At 53.7% G+C, this 16,463-nt stretch carries 16 protein-coding genes; 4 read left to right on the top strand and 12 right to left on the bottom strand.

Annotation, left to right across the window (positions count from 1 at the left end; genetic code table 11):
- Positions 1-110: 110 nt before the first annotated feature.
- On the bottom strand, positions 111-383 hold the full coding sequence (locus ABEA92_RS01375; RefSeq protein WP_345681965.1) for a hypothetical protein: 273 nt from the start codon (positions 381-383) through the stop codon (positions 111-113).
- Between the two features lie 676 nt (positions 384-1,059).
- Between ABEA92_RS01375 and ABEA92_RS01370 the strand changes: the two genes are divergently transcribed.
- The 4 genes from ABEA92_RS01370 (at position 1,060) to ABEA92_RS01355 (ending at position 4,467) form a co-directional block, all read left to right on the top strand.
- A complete protein-coding gene (locus tag ABEA92_RS01370; RefSeq protein ID WP_345681964.1) occupies positions 1,060-2,067 on the top strand; it encodes a lipid II:glycine glycyltransferase FemX in 1,008 nt (335 codons plus the stop codon).
- A gap of 245 nt (positions 2,068-2,312) precedes the next feature.
- Positions 2,313-2,843, top strand: coding sequence for a TadE/TadG family type IV pilus assembly protein (locus tag ABEA92_RS01365; protein WP_345681963.1), 531 nt, complete (start codon positions 2,313-2,315; stop codon positions 2,841-2,843).
- A gap of 14 nt (positions 2,844-2,857) precedes the next feature.
- Positions 2,858-4,009, top strand: a complete 1,152-nt coding sequence (locus ABEA92_RS01360) for a VWA domain-containing protein (protein ID WP_345681962.1) — start codon at positions 2,858-2,860, stop codon at positions 4,007-4,009.
- Positions 4,010-4,098: 89 nt separating this feature from the next.
- Positions 4,099-4,467: a TadE/TadG family type IV pilus assembly protein gene (locus ABEA92_RS01355; RefSeq protein ID WP_345681961.1), complete on the top strand. Its 369-nt coding sequence runs from the start codon at positions 4,099-4,101 to the stop codon at positions 4,465-4,467.
- A 664-nt stretch (positions 4,468-5,131) separates the two neighbouring features.
- Here the strand turns inward: ABEA92_RS01355 and ABEA92_RS01350 are convergent.
- From ABEA92_RS01350 to ABEA92_RS01300, 11 genes are all read right to left on the bottom strand, one after another.
- Positions 5,132-5,575 (bottom strand): hypothetical protein, encoded by a 444-nt coding sequence (locus ABEA92_RS01350; RefSeq protein ID WP_345681960.1) that lies wholly within the window; start codon positions 5,573-5,575, stop codon positions 5,132-5,134.
- Positions 5,576-5,630: 55 nt separating this feature from the next.
- Positions 5,631-6,098 (bottom strand): cupin domain-containing protein, encoded by a 468-nt coding sequence (locus tag ABEA92_RS01345; protein ID WP_345681959.1) that lies wholly within the window; start codon positions 6,096-6,098, stop codon positions 5,631-5,633.
- A gap of 516 nt (positions 6,099-6,614) precedes the next feature.
- The gene (locus tag ABEA92_RS01340) at positions 6,615-7,586 is read right to left on the bottom strand and encodes an alpha/beta hydrolase family protein (RefSeq protein WP_345681958.1); all 972 of its coding nucleotides are present in this window, start codon (positions 7,584-7,586) and stop codon (positions 6,615-6,617) included.
- A gap of 307 nt (positions 7,587-7,893) precedes the next feature.
- Positions 7,894-8,019, bottom strand: a complete 126-nt coding sequence (locus tag ABEA92_RS01335; protein ID WP_345681957.1) for a hypothetical protein — start codon at positions 8,017-8,019, stop codon at positions 7,894-7,896.
- Between the two features lie 452 nt (positions 8,020-8,471).
- The gene (locus ABEA92_RS01330; RefSeq protein ID WP_345681956.1) at positions 8,472-8,711 is read right to left on the bottom strand and encodes a hypothetical protein; all 240 of its coding nucleotides are present in this window, start codon (positions 8,709-8,711) and stop codon (positions 8,472-8,474) included.
- Positions 8,712-8,777: 66 nt separating this feature from the next.
- Positions 8,778-9,245, bottom strand: a complete 468-nt coding sequence (locus ABEA92_RS01325; protein WP_345681955.1) for a hypothetical protein — start codon at positions 9,243-9,245, stop codon at positions 8,778-8,780.
- Between the two features lie 1,180 nt (positions 9,246-10,425).
- Entirely contained in the window at positions 10,426-10,893 is a 468-nt protein-coding gene (locus ABEA92_RS01320; RefSeq protein WP_345681954.1) for a hypothetical protein, read from the bottom strand.
- 847 nt (positions 10,894-11,740) lie between these two features.
- Complete coding sequence (locus ABEA92_RS01315; RefSeq protein ID WP_345681953.1) at positions 11,741-12,085, bottom strand: hypothetical protein; 345 nt, start codon at positions 12,083-12,085, stop codon at positions 11,741-11,743.
- A 387-nt stretch (positions 12,086-12,472) separates the two neighbouring features.
- Positions 12,473-12,715 carry a VOC family protein gene (locus tag ABEA92_RS01310; protein WP_345681952.1) on the bottom strand — a complete coding sequence of 81 codons (243 nt, stop codon included), beginning with the start codon at positions 12,713-12,715 and terminating at the stop codon, positions 12,473-12,475.
- A 514-nt stretch (positions 12,716-13,229) separates the two neighbouring features.
- The gene (locus tag ABEA92_RS01305; RefSeq protein ID WP_345681951.1) at positions 13,230-13,784 is read right to left on the bottom strand and encodes a hypothetical protein; all 555 of its coding nucleotides are present in this window, start codon (positions 13,782-13,784) and stop codon (positions 13,230-13,232) included.
- 1,248 nt (positions 13,785-15,032) lie between these two features.
- Positions 15,033-15,470 carry a hypothetical protein gene (locus ABEA92_RS01300; RefSeq protein ID WP_345681950.1) on the bottom strand — a complete coding sequence of 146 codons (438 nt, stop codon included), beginning with the start codon at positions 15,468-15,470 and terminating at the stop codon, positions 15,033-15,035.
- Positions 15,471-16,463 lie beyond the last annotated feature (993 nt).

Here is a 16,463-nt window from a genome sequence, read left to right as displayed (position 1 = left end):
GGATCGGGCGAAGGCCGCCGTCACGCCGCGGAAAATGCGGCAAACGACGGCAGGGCTAATAAACCGAGGCAGCTCGGATTGACGCAGTTCGAGTTTGGGGCGGCAGGGGGCTAAAAGAACGCATGCCCACAATCGCAGACCTTCTTACGCACATGAAGCTCATTAGAGCATTTTGGGCACTTCTTCTTCGACCACGACGACTCTTTCGGCGTTTCGGCATCCAATTTCCGCTGCGCCTTCAATTCTTCGGTTCGTGCCGCGTCGGCCTGCAGGACCGCACACTGAGGATGGATTCCCCCCTTGGAATAGGCCCGTTTGCCACAGATGGGACAAACATTGCCGTTGGCTTGCGTCGTCGAGGTGGTCGATTTATTCCCACTCATTTTGCAGTACTTTTCGTCTTTGCGAGCAACGTGGCCTCATGATTCATGAGCGTCCAAGCTCGTCAAAAAGTGCGACCAAGAAGCATTGGGGGTGTTGGTCACGACGTTCGATGCGGTGGAACGTCGCCCACGCAATCGATGCGTTTGGCAGGAAAAGCAGCAATACGGGCGAGCGTGATCGTGAAAACGAATCAGCAAACCACGTCTCGCGCAAACCTCTGCGGGTGACTCCATCGTACGCGAAGCGGCAGCGAAAGTCCACTTCGCCCCGTTTTCATGGTCTTGCACCCGTCGTCGAAGCCCCGTCGGTGCGACAAATCGGGAAAACCGATTGCTGATCGCGGATCGGCAGCCTCGATCCGAACACGGGTGTCAATGCCATCCTCGGCGACCCTGGATCCAGCAACCACTCGGCGCTTGCTGAGAAACATCGGAGGCTCGCTGGGAAGCATCGGAGGCTTGCTGGAAAACATCGGAGGCTCGCCGGGAAGCATCGCAGGCTTGCTGGGAAACATCGCCGGCGGTGCCCAAAACATCTTGGGCTCGCGACGAAAAGTTGCACTTTGATGAGTGCCCCATTAATCTGGTCCAAAATGCGAACGGGTTTTAAGGCTCTCGTGCTCTCGCTGCGACGCTGCATTTTTTTAGCCGGCATTGATACAACAACTTCGACAACATGATACAGCAGCCCGAGGCAACTCGCTCGATCAGCGAGTGGGATCGGTTCTTAGCAGAACAGCGTCCCGACATCGGCCACAAACAATACTCTTGGTGGATTGACTTTCTAAAACGTCGCGGTTGGAGCGGTTTCGGGTTTGCCGCCAGCGATGATGGCGTGATTTGTGGTGGGGCGAACGTGTTGGTGAAAACGTTTGCACCTGGAAAATGTTTCTACTATCTGCCCCACGGCCCCGTGCTTCCCGAAGACCCCGCGGATGCGGCCGATTTGTTCGAAGCGATGATGCAGTACATCGACGACCAGCAGAAAAACTCGTCATCCGTGGTCAGCCACCTGTGTCTCGAGCCGCGATGGTCAAGCCAACCTGATTTCGTCAAAGGTTTTCAACCGTCGGGCCATTGGCACGAACCGCGAAACACGTTGTGTGTCGATTTGACGATGCCCGAAGACGCTATCCTCAGCCAAATGAAGACCAAGGGGCGGTACAACATCCGGCTTGCCCGTCGGCATGACGTTTCGATCGTGCAAGACAATTCCGCTGCGGCGATCGACGATTTCATGCGTTTGTACCAAGGAACCGTCGACCGCAAGAACATCTCGCAGCACTCCAGAGAGTATTTTGACATTCTGGCAGCAAATCTATTTGATTCGGGTCACGCCAAACTCTTCTTTGCGGAGTATCAAGGCATACGACTGGCAACGGTTCTGATTCTTTTCGCCGGTGACACTGCGACTTACAAATACGGCGGCACGCAACTTTCCCATCGCAACGTGATGGCGCCTTACCTGCTTCATTTCGAAGTGATGTTGCACGCGAAAGCGTTGGGGTACAGGTGGTATGATTTTTACGGCGTTTCGCCGATTGACGCGGTCGACGACGAATGGGCTGATTTCAGCTCGTTCAAACGGAAATTCGGAGGACATGAACTGAGCTTCATTCCGTCGCTCGATTTTGTCTTCGATCGTGATGCGTATCAAGAATACCGCTCGCGAAAAGCTTCCTGATCCGCCCCCACGATTTCTGATTCGCCCCGAAAACGCGGTCCCCACGCCATTCCGTTTATCGCCGAGTTCCGCTTCTCCGTCCTCTCGCGGTTGCAATGGTTCGCACCACGGTGACTTCCCTCTCAATGGGCTGCTCTAGCCCATTTGATCGATGCGACCGTTAAAACCCCACGGTCGTGCGTGATTGCCCGCATTGTTTGCCTTATCCCTACGTGCCGCACGCTGCCGCGTAACGTAGATATTTCATGTCACCTGTCGCTTTTTCAGCAATTTTCCGGGGCGAGCTGATCGTCAGGTTTTTTAATAAGTCAGTTTGCGGTCGATCGCGTGATCGATCCATTCGCTTTTTTAATCCGGGACATCGACCTGTGTGTAGATGTAAAAAACGACGCAGAAGCGGAACGGCGATGGTGGAATTGGCCGTTTGCATGCCAGTTCTGTTCCTAATCGTGTTCGCGTCGATCGAAGCTTGCAACATGATCGCAATGAAGCAAATCGTCTGCGAATCCGCTTACGAGGGAGCTCTGATTGCCTTGAAACCCGATTCGACGCAGTCGCAAGTGCTCGACCGAATCAATGCGACACTGGCGTCTCGTGGCGTGACGCCTTCGGATGTGTCGGTAGCCGGTTCCGAAGGTGCCGCTTACAGCTCGTTGGCTCGCGGTGATACCGTCACCGTGACGGTTCAAGCAGCCGCCAACGGAAATGTCGTTGGTCCTCAACTGTTCGGTTTTGCAAAAACGGTGTCCAGCCGTTTGACGGCCATCAAACAATAATCCATGGGATCGCGATGAAACCTGCAAGCTTAAAGTACCGAATCAAGTTGGCTCGTTGTCGCCGAGGCGCAACCGCGGTCGTCTTTGTCATCATGCTGCCCGTGTTGATGTTGTTGCTGGGGTTCTCGGTCGACCTGGCCTACATGCAATTGACGCGAGCCGAATTACGCGCCGCAACGGACTTGGCCGCGAAAGCTGCGTCGTCCGAACTGGCGGAAACTGGCGACAAGGCACGCGCGATCGCCAAAGGAAAACAAATCGCCAGCGCCAACACGGTTGCCGGCAACGGGCTGAGCCTTGACGATTCCGATTTTGTTTTTGGAAATACGGTCCGCTCTACCACGGGAAAGTGGTCATTCAAAGCAAGTGGAACGCCAATGAACGCGGTGCAAGTCAACGGTCGCCGTACCGCCGACGCTCCGGATGGCGAGGTCGATCTTTTTTTCTCGAGTCTGCTTAATGGCAAGGGCTTTGCCACCACTGCCGATGCAACCGCCGGTTTCATCAATGCCGACATCTGTTTGGTGTTGGACCGATCGAGCTCGATGAAACTCGCGGTTTCCAATAACGCCACCGGGATGGGCAGTGGCGACCCTCGCTCATGCGATATCCCCTGGTCGGACAGCCGCTGGATTGCGCTGGACGACGCGATCAAGATCTTTATGGCAAAAATGAATGACACCCTCGCCGAAGAACAAGTGTCGATCGTAACTTATTCGAGCAACTACACCGCTTGCGGAGTCACTAACCAAAACGTCACGCTCGATCAGCCGCTGACGCTGGATTTTTTCCGCATCACCGCCGCAATGGATAAATTGAAAACGACCGTGTGGGGTGGCAACACGGAAACGAGCGCGGGGATGGCACTCGCTCGATCTGAACTCACAGGATCCGGCGCTCGCTCGACCGCCGAAAAGATCATGGTTGTGTTGACCGACGGTGCCTACACCAACAGCGTCCATCCGGCCGATGCGGCAGCCGCGGCCGCAGCCGATCGCATCAAGGTGCACACGATTACGTTTGGTTCGTGTCCGGCCAACGTCATCAAGGACATGCAAGATGCCGCAGTGGCGGGCGGAGGCTACCACTTTCACGCGCCCGATGCCGCCACACTGAATGATGCGTTTAGCAAGATCGCCGGCTCGATTTCGATTCTTACTCAATGATGTACTCGACACCCCCAGGCCATAAGATGCCCCGTTCGAGGAAGCCCCATTCGAAAAACGCCTGTTCGAGGAAGTCCCGTCGCGGAGCCGTGACGGTCGAATTTGCCGTCGCGTTTCCCATCCTTCTGCTGTTCACTTTCGCAGGAATCGAATTCTCGCGGGTGAACATGATTCGTAACACTGCGATCAACGCCGCATACGAAGGGGCTCGACAAGGCATCGTGCCCGGTGCAACGTCGGCCGAGTGCGAGCAGGCAGCGATGCAACTATTGGGTTTCGTTGACATCAGTGGCGGGACTGCGGATGTCAGTCCCTCGACGATCAAACCGGACACCGAATCGGTCACCGTGACGGTGACAGTTCCGATCACATCAGCGAACTCGTTCATCACGCCACAGTACTTCGTCGGCCGCCAGATCGTCACCAGCGTCACGCTCCCACGCGAAGCAACCTTCTAAGCAGCCGTTGCCACGCCGCATGCTTCCCAGCGGTGCGAAGCGGCCACAACGTCCCTCGTGCATTACGTATGCACCTACCCCCTGTCCGCAACGCGACGACTCGCGGCAGCCACGGACGTCATCACCCGGCGGTGCAGTAGGAGTTTAAAAGATGCAGGGATAAAAGATGAGGGAAACGCGAGTGTTCCAGGCACTCTCGCGAATCGCCATCGAAGCCTCATTTCTCTGTCGCACCCATTTTTCTGTCCTCTCTTCTCGGGGGCGATCACCGAACGAAGTTTTTGGCGAGCGTCGCAATTGGAATCGATCCGTTGTCGCCCGGTGCCGGTTTGTTCCAAGGTGGTGAAATCATTCAGGCCACAAATAACGACAGAAACATTGGTGCGACAGATAGATTAAAACGCAGAATAATAGGGCAGTTCATTTTGCGGTCATCCTAACGGACTGTATCGATTTGTCCCCCCGGTCGCTGTGCGACGACTATCGGTAGTCACGGACGTCCTCACCCGGCGGTGCAATAGAAGGTTAAAAGATGAGGGGATAAAAGATGAGTAAAACGGGATTGTTCAAACACAACCGCGAATCGTCATCGAAGCCTCATTTTTTGTCTCGCCCATCTTTCTGTCCATCATCCGCAACATCCCGCGGCCTACTCCTTTACTCCTCACTCCTCACTCCGTGTCTCCCTGTCTCCCTGTCTAGTCAAAGCGGTTGCTTCCGCTTTGGCTGTCATCGACCGGATGAATGCACCAAGCACAGCAGTCATGTAGCCCGGAACCATCAATAGCATTCCGACTAACGGTGCAACCAGTGCCGTCGAGATGCCGGCAGCCACCTCCGAAGGTTTCGGCGTCGCGGGACTCATGGCAATCACCGTGTAAGAAGCGATCGCTCCTTGGATGGCAGCAAACACGCCAATCAACAGTGGTACATGGACGACCAGGATCAATGCAGCCGCCGCCATCGGTCCTTTACCGCGGACGACAATGATTAGTGCAAACAGGAAGCATACGATTCCTGCCAGCGGCAATAGGATCGCGTAGGGTAAACCAAGCGACGCAAACATCCACCTGAGTAGGGATTGTTGAACGGGTTCAGCATTCGGCATGGCTTGTCCCTTGATTTGCAATCACAACTAATGAGGTCGGGTGGCTAACGCATGACTACGTTGTTGCAGGTTGTTCTACGTAGTAGATCCCGTAGCGAGCACTGATTTTTACGATGGTGTCCATGTCGGGTGGCGAGTCTTTGCTGAATTCAGCGGCACACTCTGAAAAGAATTTTTCAAAGCCACCAGGCATCGTTTGGATCAGCATTTCCAATGGTTCTGAATTTGGGTTGCGAAAGGTATGGATCGATCTGCGAGGAGCGAAGACGGCCGTTTTCGCTGGAACCGTCTTCCACTTGTTGTCAATAAAAAACTCGGCGCTACCCGACATTGGCCAAAACCATTCGTCCTCATCCTCGTGAAAATGTGCTGGAGGACCGCCACCGGGAGGTGTAATTTCTGTCCACATCGAGAACCGGCCATCGGTGTCGTCCGCCCCTAAATGAAGAATCATGGTGTCGCCAAAGGCATCGATTCGGCGGTTTTCGCCTGCAGTGCGAATGATCAGCTGGGGGAGTTCCATGTTGGGATAGCCGTAAATTAAATGGCATGATGTCGATGATCACCGAGTCGCCGAAGTGATCAAATCTGGAATTTTCGCTTCGTCGATGGTTTCAACGTAGCATGTTGTTGTCCGCCGCAGCGGACGGCAATCGACTCAACCGTGTTGGTAATTCTAACGCCTGCGGTGGCCGAGGTCATTAGTTGAAAAGCGGCGACCACGGCGATGACGTTTGCAAGACGACATCGTCGGAAGGAACTCACGAGTCATACGTTCGAAAACGTTCCGGTGTAGGTGGACTAACAAAAAAGTGCGTGCGGTCGGACGCAGTACCGATTGCGTGCCCGCAAACGTCCAGGATTCCTGCCATGTCGACGTGCGGTGCTTCGTGCTGGATCAGCGGTCGGAGGCGATCTAGAGCATCGTAAGAGGCGGCAAGTCGCTTTTTTGTGACGCCAGCGAATTCACCCGGCGGTAAACCGATGTCCGACGCAACGCTTGGTCACTCCAGTGGAAAAGCTTGCCGACTAAGTTTGCTCAGTTTACTTGCCAATCGATTCGGTGGACTTTCCCGCCAAGACTCTGTTCGACAAGTTTTACTCGTGCAGTTTCATCGAGAGCCGGTTCGCCACGCATGTAGTGGTCCAAAATTTTGGGGACAATTACCTTCAACGCCGAGGTGACATCGGTATCCGGCCGCATCAGCGATCGAGGACCTCCGGTGGGGTCCGAAAAACTGAGGTGACTTGCGTCGTGAAACCACAGCAAATGCTTATCGTTTTTCGGCATGAGTTTGAAAAAGTCTGCGTGGGCATTACCCAACAAGTCTCGCGTTCCGGAAATCCCGGCAAACGGACAAGTGACCTCCGAGAAGCTGTTCTTATCAAAGAAGTTGCCGTTGGCGCTCAGTGGGCTCAGCGCGATGCCCATCTTGATCCGAGATTCTCGAAGGTCTTCCTCGATGCCGACGGGCTTGGCCCCACAACAAACCATCGTGGTATAGGCGCCGTAGGAGTGGCCGATGATCGCGATGCGTGACATATCGATACGCCCTTGGAATCGGACGTCATCGCGGCTGAATCGTTCGGCGAGATCGATCGCGAATCGCACATCCAGTGGTCGGTTTTTTCTTGCTGTCATGTCGTCGCCGCATTCCAACAATGCCTGTTTAAACCCAATCCCCTTGCTTCGCATGCGGCGGCGAATGTCGTCCGTATTGCTGGTGACGTGCTCCAGACACATGACAACATAATCCTGTCGTGCGATCTCTGACGCAAGTGCGTACATGGCATGGCGACTGCCTGCCCCGCCGTGCGAGACCAACACTAAGGGTTGGGCGTCCTTCCGCTGCGGCAGGTGAAAGGTCACCGGAACATTGCGGTTGCGGGCTTTGTCAAGATTCCTCGGTTGATCAATGACCGTCGGTAGGGCCGCACCGTTTTGGGGGGCGGCAATGGAGCAAATCAAAAACGTTGCGGTAAAGATTGGGTAAACAAACCGTTTCATCATCTTCTGCTTCTTTCGAGCGAGCCTTTCCATCGGAGTGATCGGCCGCCATCATACCACCGAAACCTCGACCGCGCAGCTAAGAAGATTTTTATCCTCCTCGGCATTCCCGTTTCGCAGCGACGCTCGCCACAGCGTGGACGGTTGCATCGAGTCCGACGTGTCGCCGGCCTGATGCAGTGTAGCCTGGGTATTGTGGCGACCCTGTGTTTGCCCCTGTCGTGCAGCCATACGCAATCGCTAGCACCGACAAACGCGGTGACCCGGTTCAGCGAGCAACGCAGCGATGCGTCCGCGGATTGCGTTGGCGTCAGTCCATTTGTCTGCCACCGTAGGCTTTCGCAACCGTCATCGTCGAAACGGATCCTAGGAAGACCACGCCGTCGGTCGCCAGCAATCGCCATTTGAGTTCGTCAATCCCAGGCGTCCAAATCATCGAGATCGACGTAACAACGGCAAAGAGAATGCAAATCATGCAGATGGCAAAGCAGACTTTATTGAGCGTTTTCAAGGTAGTGTGTTTCCCAAAGTTGCGGAGGCCAATGCGGTGGTCAAATCGTTGCTGCGGGACGGCAGTTTCGACGCAAGGTTCCTGACTAAGTTAGAAGAGACCGCGTGCGCGGGAGGCACGCGCCATCGCCCAAAATAATATCGAAATCTACGCGACAGCTATACGCACGATTCCGTGGGTGAACCGCCCGCGTGATCAGGAACAATGTGATAACTTGATGATAATTTTGGCCAAATTCGCCGTCCAGTTCACCCGTTCGCTCGTGTCTCGCCTCGCGCCGCAGTGTGCGGTCCAAAATTGCTCGTCGACCCCGAAGGTCGCTGCGGCAGTAGCGGGAACCATGGGAATCGAAGCATGTCTCATGTGTTGGTGATGGCCTAGTCCAGCGCTTCAAATTCTTCATCCGTGGGCGGTTGGATGAACTCGCCGTATTTCTTCTGCAGCGACTCAAGCTTCGCTTCAGGTTCACGCCATGGCAAAAGAGTAAACTCAATACGTAGTGCAGTCAGGGTTTGGTTGCGAATCGAATCGGAGTCGAGCGATCGAGCAATTATAAACGTCCTGCCTCGCCGCGTGGGGACACAGAACGAGAGATCAGGACGCAGCTTAGCAATCAAACACTCATCGACGGATTGTAGGCACGGCAGTCGTCTGTTGACGCGTGCGCTGCGTCCATTCAATGCTTACCGTGCCTGCTTTGGCTTCAGTGATTCGTTGCCAAGGAAACCATCAAAGAATCCCCGTTTCAACTCAGGCAAGTTGCCGAGGACCGTCTCGTGGACTCCAGGGATCAGGATTCGACCATCTTTGAGAAAACGCACGCCTGAGATGTATTTTGAACCATTCATGTCATCTAGATACGGAAAGCAAATTCCAACAATCAGGGCAAGTATAGAGAACGCAAGGACAACCGAAAGCGTTGACCATAACGCATCCCCTCTCATGCCCATCGAAAGCGGAATCGCAATGCCAGCGACAGTGAGAATGCTCCCAAACGTCACGAGTGCAAAACGCACTTTCTTGCTCCACGCCGCGCGTTTACAAAGGAAGTTTTGGCTGACCGGTATTGACAGTTTGATTTGCCGCTTAGCCAGTCTCGTAAGCGGTCCACGATTCGAGGCTTGGACCTGCGCAAGCGTCATCAAAGTCATTGCGTTCACGGGCTCGCCAGTGAACAAACACCTTCGCGGAAATTCGGCGATGCGTGGATCGACAATCAAATTGCGTTCAAATGCCCACAGTCCCACCATTTCAACGGACTCTTTCCTTTCGAGGCAACGGATGACGCCACCAAACCATAGACCGACGACATCCCACTGGCAGAATTGTGTACGTACAGGCACTAGCCGAGTAGGACGGTGTTTCTCGGGTGTTAAGATACGCTTTGCGCTCATGGTTTGCCACCGATTTTCCCTGGGGGGCCTGATATTGGCTCCATGCCCAATTACACACAGTCAAGCGGATCACCAAGCCCACTGAGCAGCGGATTGAAGCCGCTAACGACACCTCTGAGGAATTCGGGTGCATGTGGATTCGTCAGATGCCCCGGTGATCTCGCAAACGCAATTTGTCCCGCGAATCACGCCAATGAACGCGAAAGGCCAACGCACGAATGCCGCGGCAGCGGCGATCGCTACCCTTTCCCCCAGTCGCAACGCGACGACACGTAATAGCCACGGACGTCAGTCGGTGGAATGTCATGCGATTAAAACCACTGTCGCGAAGCGACGGCATGTTTCGTGTTTTCCGGAACGCCGAATCGCACTGTCGGTACAGCAGAAGGTTAAATGATGAGGGGATAAAAGATTAGTAAAACGCGACTGTTCAAACACAATCGCGAATCGCCATCGAAGTCTCTTTTTCCTGTCGCACCAATCTTTCTGTCGACTCTTCCCAGGGGCGATCACCGAATGGAATATGCTGATTGCTCCGATGCACCGCCTTGATCTATCATTTCTGGTTTAGACTTGTTCCCGTGAGATGAATTCGTTTAAGCCGCAATTGACGACAGAAACATTGATGCGACAGAAAGATTGAATCGCAGAACAATGGGCAGTTCATTTTCGGTCACTCCAACGAACTACATCGATTAATAACCCAGTCGCAACGCGACGACACGTAGTAGCAACGGATTTCGCACCTTCCAGGTGGTTTTCGTAGCGGAGTGACGTGAGCCGCCCGGTAAAAATTGAACGTATTTTCCGCGGCAACCGGACGGCTCGCCCCGCGAACGCTGCGCAAAAGTAGATGGCGTTGAGCCACCGCCCCGGACGTGCATGCCAAGTTTGCGAGCGAGCGATTAGACCGACAACCTAGGCGGACACTGGGCGATTAGCCCTCGGTCATTACGAAGTACACGATACCGCGGTCTTCGTCGATGTACCATTCACGTGAATACGCTGCGTGCTCATCGGTGCCGTCGCCACGATCGATAAACACGACCATTTTTTTACCGAAGGGAAAGTCAAACCATTCGGGAATCGTTTTTCCGCGAGTACACATCGCGATTTTTTTCTTTAAGGTTTCGCCAGAATCTCCAGCATCTAAAAAGATGGACTCTTCCCGCTGCGCATGTACGCGTAACTGGGAAACTGTATCTTCCTCGACCCCAAATCGAGCGATTGAGAATTCGCCACCAACTGCGCCGTGGTAAGAGAATTGAAGGTTTTCGACTTGTTCCAGCCGAACGTGGGGCAAGAAGCGTTGGATGTACTCCGCTTCGGATGGCACTGGTCGAGAGAACGGCATCGGACAACCTGCCAATACCACCAAGGCAGTAAGTATAGAAAGATGCTTCATGAATTCGCGATACAAATTGAGTTCCGCGGCCGCTGCCAACCAGCGTCGATTTCAGATCACTCGAGGGGCACGGCTTTGTCCTCGGGTGAAAAATTACAGGCAAAAACATGATTGGCAAAAAGATGAGGACTGAATAATCAGGTAGTCGCTTATCCGTCTTTTCAAGCTTTCTGTCGCACCAATTTTACCTGACTGCTGTCTCCGGTCTCCCGAGGCGTTTGACGTCAGCGAATGGGGCTGGGTAAAGACCAAGTCTACCACTCAGCAATCAGCAAAAGCAATCGGCGCGTTGTTCAACAGACGGTGCGAATAGACGACCAATTACAGACAAATAAATGCATGGAAAAAAGATGTTACGCATCGTCTAATTCGTCATCGGATCCAGTCATGCGCGATGGTGAACTTACGGTAAGTGGATCCGTTGAGGGATTTGATCTAGTGGTTGTTGATGCGGTGACGGATTCAGCGAACCCAAGTCGTCGTGCAACCGACCATCCAGCGAGGATGCCACCGAGCACGGCAAAGATCGAGTCACCTGGACGTACGAGAAACGCAGCCAGTAGGCCAGTCAACGCTCCGAGGCCCACGAAAATCGATGCGTGTCGACCGGCGCGGCGTTTGTCGACGTCGCCTCTTGTCGTCAGCAGATGTACGATGTGAGTGGTCGCTGCAAAGAGTCCAGCGAATAGGACGCATCCGAAAAGTTCAGTAGCAGTCATGTGCGGGAATGCGGATTCCTGTCAGAGAATCGGTGCGATTCAGCGGGGTTGTGCGGTCGGCTGGCCATCTCAAAACGACGCTTACCAGACCGCCGCATCCAGCCCACGGGTGCTCCGCCGTAGATTCGTCAATCCTTGCTACGATTGGTACCGTGCTCGATCATTGGATTACCAAGATCACGAAGCAGTGTGAAAGCTTGTTCTTTGTCGAATCCCAATTCGATCAAGCTGTCGTAGTAGTTTTTTTGGAACGTCGCGAGTTTCTTGGCGGTTTCAGGCTTTGCAAGGTAGTCAAGGTACTTGTCTGAGGCCTGGATCGTCACGTCCGCCATGCTACTAAACACACCAGAGAAAAGTCCGGTGTTCGCCCTGGCGGCCGGTGCGCCATTGCCGGAAACTGCGTCCTCAGCAACCACCACGCACGTAATGGAGAGGAAGCAGGTTATCAGCGCACTCGCAAACAGTCGATTCATCGCAGGTTGACCTTGGTAAAAGTGAAAGTTTCAGTCGAGATACAATCAGCCATCATCCGGCACGGAAAGATGACGTTTCGATTGTTAAATCCAGCCAAGCCGCGCTCCGTGTAAGTGGCTTCGTGATCGGCTGTGAGGACACTAGCGTGTAGGCAAACGATTTTGAAAACGCCAAGTCGTCGCCTGAGTATAAGCGATTGCGCCGGGGAAATGGCAGCACCAAATCAATCCGCCGGAAAAGGGCAGACGTCACAAGTTCCTGGTCATCCCAAATCGGTCTTAGTGAAACCGTCTGCACCGAGGGTGTAAAGCGTTCTTGTTGCGATAACGGCGGCGATGTGCGGACGACGAGGAGGCACCGACTTGTTGACTGGCATTCCAACCGTTTTAGTTTTGCCTCGCTTGGGCAATGACAACTAAGTTGCCGTCTGGGTCATGAAGACGAACCAATCGAGCGGAATCTCCTTCTTCGATTTCACCAGGATCGAGGTTTTGGTCAGCAAGCGATTGTCGCTCGGAATCTAGATCCGAGACGATGAAGGTCACGGTCGATTTTCCAGCTGCGGCGGGATCTAAAAACAACTGCAATCCGGTGTTGTGTCCATGATGCCACTCATGCAACGCAGCCATCGGCGACACGTCGTGTGGACGTCCGAATAAGCGTCGGTACCAATCGGAGCTTTGGGCAAGGTCGGAACACGAAACATGAGCGAAAATTTTGGCGATTTTCATGATGGGGACGGTGCTCCATTTATTGATTGCAGTTTCATCTGGATAGCGTTGGCGTCGTGCGAGCAACGAACGGCCAGCGTCATTTATTTTGGCGTTGGAGGGGTGGCTCTCATAGCGGAGCGGCGCAAGCCGCCCGGCCAAAATCGAGCGGTTTACTCGCCGCAAGTGCGACTTAAGTAGATGACATTGGACGAACGGCGTTCGTCACTCCGAACGCGAGGAAAATGTTGCTAACGGCCGAACCGCTCGACTCACCCGATCCAGTGCCCACGAGGGGGGGCGTTATTCATGACGTCCTTTCGTAACAAGCCAGATTTTGGGTGACCACCTGCAACACCGAGTCGGGAAAATTGATTGTCCATTTATGAACCGCCGCAAGCCTAACGTCGGTGGATGCGAGGGGGACCAAATTTCAGTCGAGTCCGAGGCGTGAGTGCGTTCTCACCGCATGATAAAGGATGATGGCAGACTGCGCAGGCGTGAACCCAATGTCGCGTTTACCGCCGCTTCCAAACTCCTCGGCGGCACTTGTCATGATATTGGTCGATGTCGTTAGTTTGGCGTTTGGAACGCCAACATGCCCAAGACCAAATGCATGTCCCATCTCGTGGGCCTCTGCGTTCTGAATTGCGTTGTTCAGTCTTGCGTGATCCAGCAGCACAAAGGGACGATTGGAATTGCGTTTCCCATGCGATGTGACGTCGCCAAAGCCCTCTTTCCGCGAATGGGCGTCAAAGATGTAGATGTTGATCGCATTTCGGTGACGGATCGCCGTATCATCACATCGATTGAATGCATCGGCGATTGCGTTTGAATCGTAGGTGGCGGCTGAATCCCCGTATTGCAAAAGCTCCTGGTCGCTGTTTGCAATGTCTGCGTAAGCTGTAAACGATTCAAACGTGAATTTGACTAGCGGTTTACCGTCCGAAGTCCGGAAGGTCGCGTTTAGAATCTCAACCTCGCGCATGCATTGGGCTTCGGTTGCGCTTTGGTTTGCAACAGGGTTCTTGGTGAGAACGCAAAAGTGAACTGGAAAATCGAGGGGATCCTGATCGAGCGAACCAGCCGCCAATGCAGCCCAAGCATTCGCTTCGTGGCTATTTGAGTGGGATTGTTGAAATTGCTTCGCGACTGTTGCAAGTCGATTGTCGCCTGCGTCAACGAGCAGCTGGCAGTAACCAATCGACAGCGTCAAATCCGTGGGATCGGCTTCCCAGCCCGTACCCAACGCTGCCATCCAGGGCTTCGCGTTCCATCGGGTGGACGGACTGTAGAGTGGCGAGAGTTTGACAGCGTGACTGGCAAAAGCCTTTGTGATGGCGAGCCGTGATGCGGCATCGATTCGTGGTTGTGAAAGAGCGTTTTCGTAGGCTCGAATCCGTTGTACGCGTGGGAGTTGTTCAGTTCTTGCGATGAAGCTTTGAACGTCTTGCGTCCAAGCGATCGATGGAATCGCCAATGCAAAGGCCGCAACCATGACGGCGAAGGGCTTGCTGTGCAAATGCGATCTCCAATTTGTGATAACGATGGGTTTCAGCGAGTCGGCAGAGAAGCCGTTGTAGTGGTCAAATTGTTAAAACTGTAAACATCGGTGCAAGCCATGGACTCTCGGTTTGCAGTAGCGGGATGTCACTACCCACGATGTTTGACGGTGATGCAATTGTAGCGAACGCAACGACCGCCGGCAAAGCCATTTGTAACATCAATTGCAGCGAAGAAATCTGTCGGCAAAATGATCAATCAGTGCGCGAACCCTCCGGTGGCGTTTAGACGCGTTCCGCAAGAGCTTCACTGGAATAGACGTAGCTCGAACTTCAGCTCTGGATGTAGTGGACGAGGCAACAAGTCCCGTCTTCGGTGTAGTGGACGAGGCTACGAGTGCCAGCTTTGGTGTAGTGGACGAGGCAACGAATCCCAGCTTGGGTGTAATGGACGAGGCCACGAGTCCCAGAGACTAAATGGTCCGACGAAACTCGTCGCCTCGTCCACCACCGAGAAAACACTCCACCCGCGTGATTGGTCACAAAACTCAAATGACGATGCTATTTCCCACCATTGTCAAATCATTTTGCCAATCGAGCAGCCTCGAGCGCATATGGGTGTAACAAGTCAGGTTTTTGGGGGCGTCTAAATCCACGGGGCACGGGCGGAAGATAAACACTTTGAAAACGCGACCTCGCGTTCTCCCATGCGACTTTTGGTTTTGCCTGTGTGCTCACGAATGTGACATCGCATTGAGTGCGGTGAGATAGCCGATGACGAAAAAAAGATGTGGAACGATCGAAAGCAGTAATCGTATGAATGGATTTTGGAGAATGAACGCAAACGATCCACAACCGCCACCAAGAAGCGTCCCAATCCCAAGGTAGCCGACTAGCTGATCTCCCTCACCGAAGTCATGGGCAAGGTCCAGAATCCAGAGCAGCAGGGAAATGCAGATAAGAAGGGCGAATGTTGCGATCAGTGAAAGTCTCGTGGATTGAAACCACCATCCTGTAAACACGCCGATCACGACGCGCACTGTGACGGGGACAGTCGCCGCAAACGACGCAATGTAGAAATCGTCGGAAGTGAGTAGCGTCGTAAGAGATCCGTCAATCACCAAAGAAGTTACGAACGTCATTCTAGAAGTGAGCAGCCAGCGGCGATCCACATGGTTTGCACTGCGCTCAGCAGTGTTGGGCCTTCCACATGAATCGGTGTCGGGATTGGCTCGGCGTGTGGATTGGTTGAAGTCGCGTACGGATTCGATGTCATGAAAAATGGTTATTGTCTGGCAGAATGTCGGCGATCAGCGGGCCAGTACGGTAGCGCTTCCATCTGAGAACCCCTGCTAACCCAGTGCCCGCTGTATCGCATGGTTTCCCGCCGCGTAGGATCGAGCATCGACTCCAGTTCGCTAATCGCATCCAGCAGGATCAACTTTCAACGAGTGTATCATCAGAACAACGTTTCCGGCGAAACGTCAGGCATCCTTTCGGCAACGAGCAGCGAAATTTCAGCGTCCATTTTGCGTCGCAATATCCATCGACGGAGCATCCCACTCACGTTCCATTCGTCGGCATATTTTGTCTCAACAGCGATGCGTGCATCTGCTTTAACGGCGGCAATCAATCGGTCGTGCCCATCAGCGACGAAACACGATTTTTGATCGTTGTTTCGTTTCGCCGCGAGAGTACGCGGTAGCGTGAATTGTCGATGCATGTCGTGCCAGGTTGTAGAGTGAATTTAAGTTCGAAGAGCGTTGGACATCACTGAGGACGGTGAGAGGTCTTTCCATTCGTGGCAAAAAGCAAATGACTTGGTTTTGTTTTAAGGTGGGGCGTGTAACGTTGGCAGTAACAAGATTACAGCTGCAGCAAGCGTAAGAATCATCAATGACCGAATTCCGAATCTTGCACGAAAATAGATTGGCATGCCAATCGCTGCGATGCCTACCGCGACAACCGCCCATATCGGTGCAATGATCCACAGAAGAGAGCCTGGACGCGAAACCGATGTCAAGGTTGAGTCAGCCAATAAGTAACCGAACCCAAGAAACGTGCGAGACTGTATTGCTGCATCATCGCCACTCTTACTAATCACGGCGAAATATTCTCGCGTTTTAAATTTGGTGCCACCACCGCCAACCCATCTGTCCGTTTGC

The sequence above is a fragment of the Novipirellula caenicola genome (assembly GCF_039545035.1).
GTDB lineage: Bacteria > Planctomycetota > Planctomycetia > Pirellulales > Pirellulaceae > Novipirellula > Novipirellula caenicola.
Note: the sequence above shows the minus strand (reverse complement) of the source record. Positions and strands in the feature narration are given on the sequence as shown.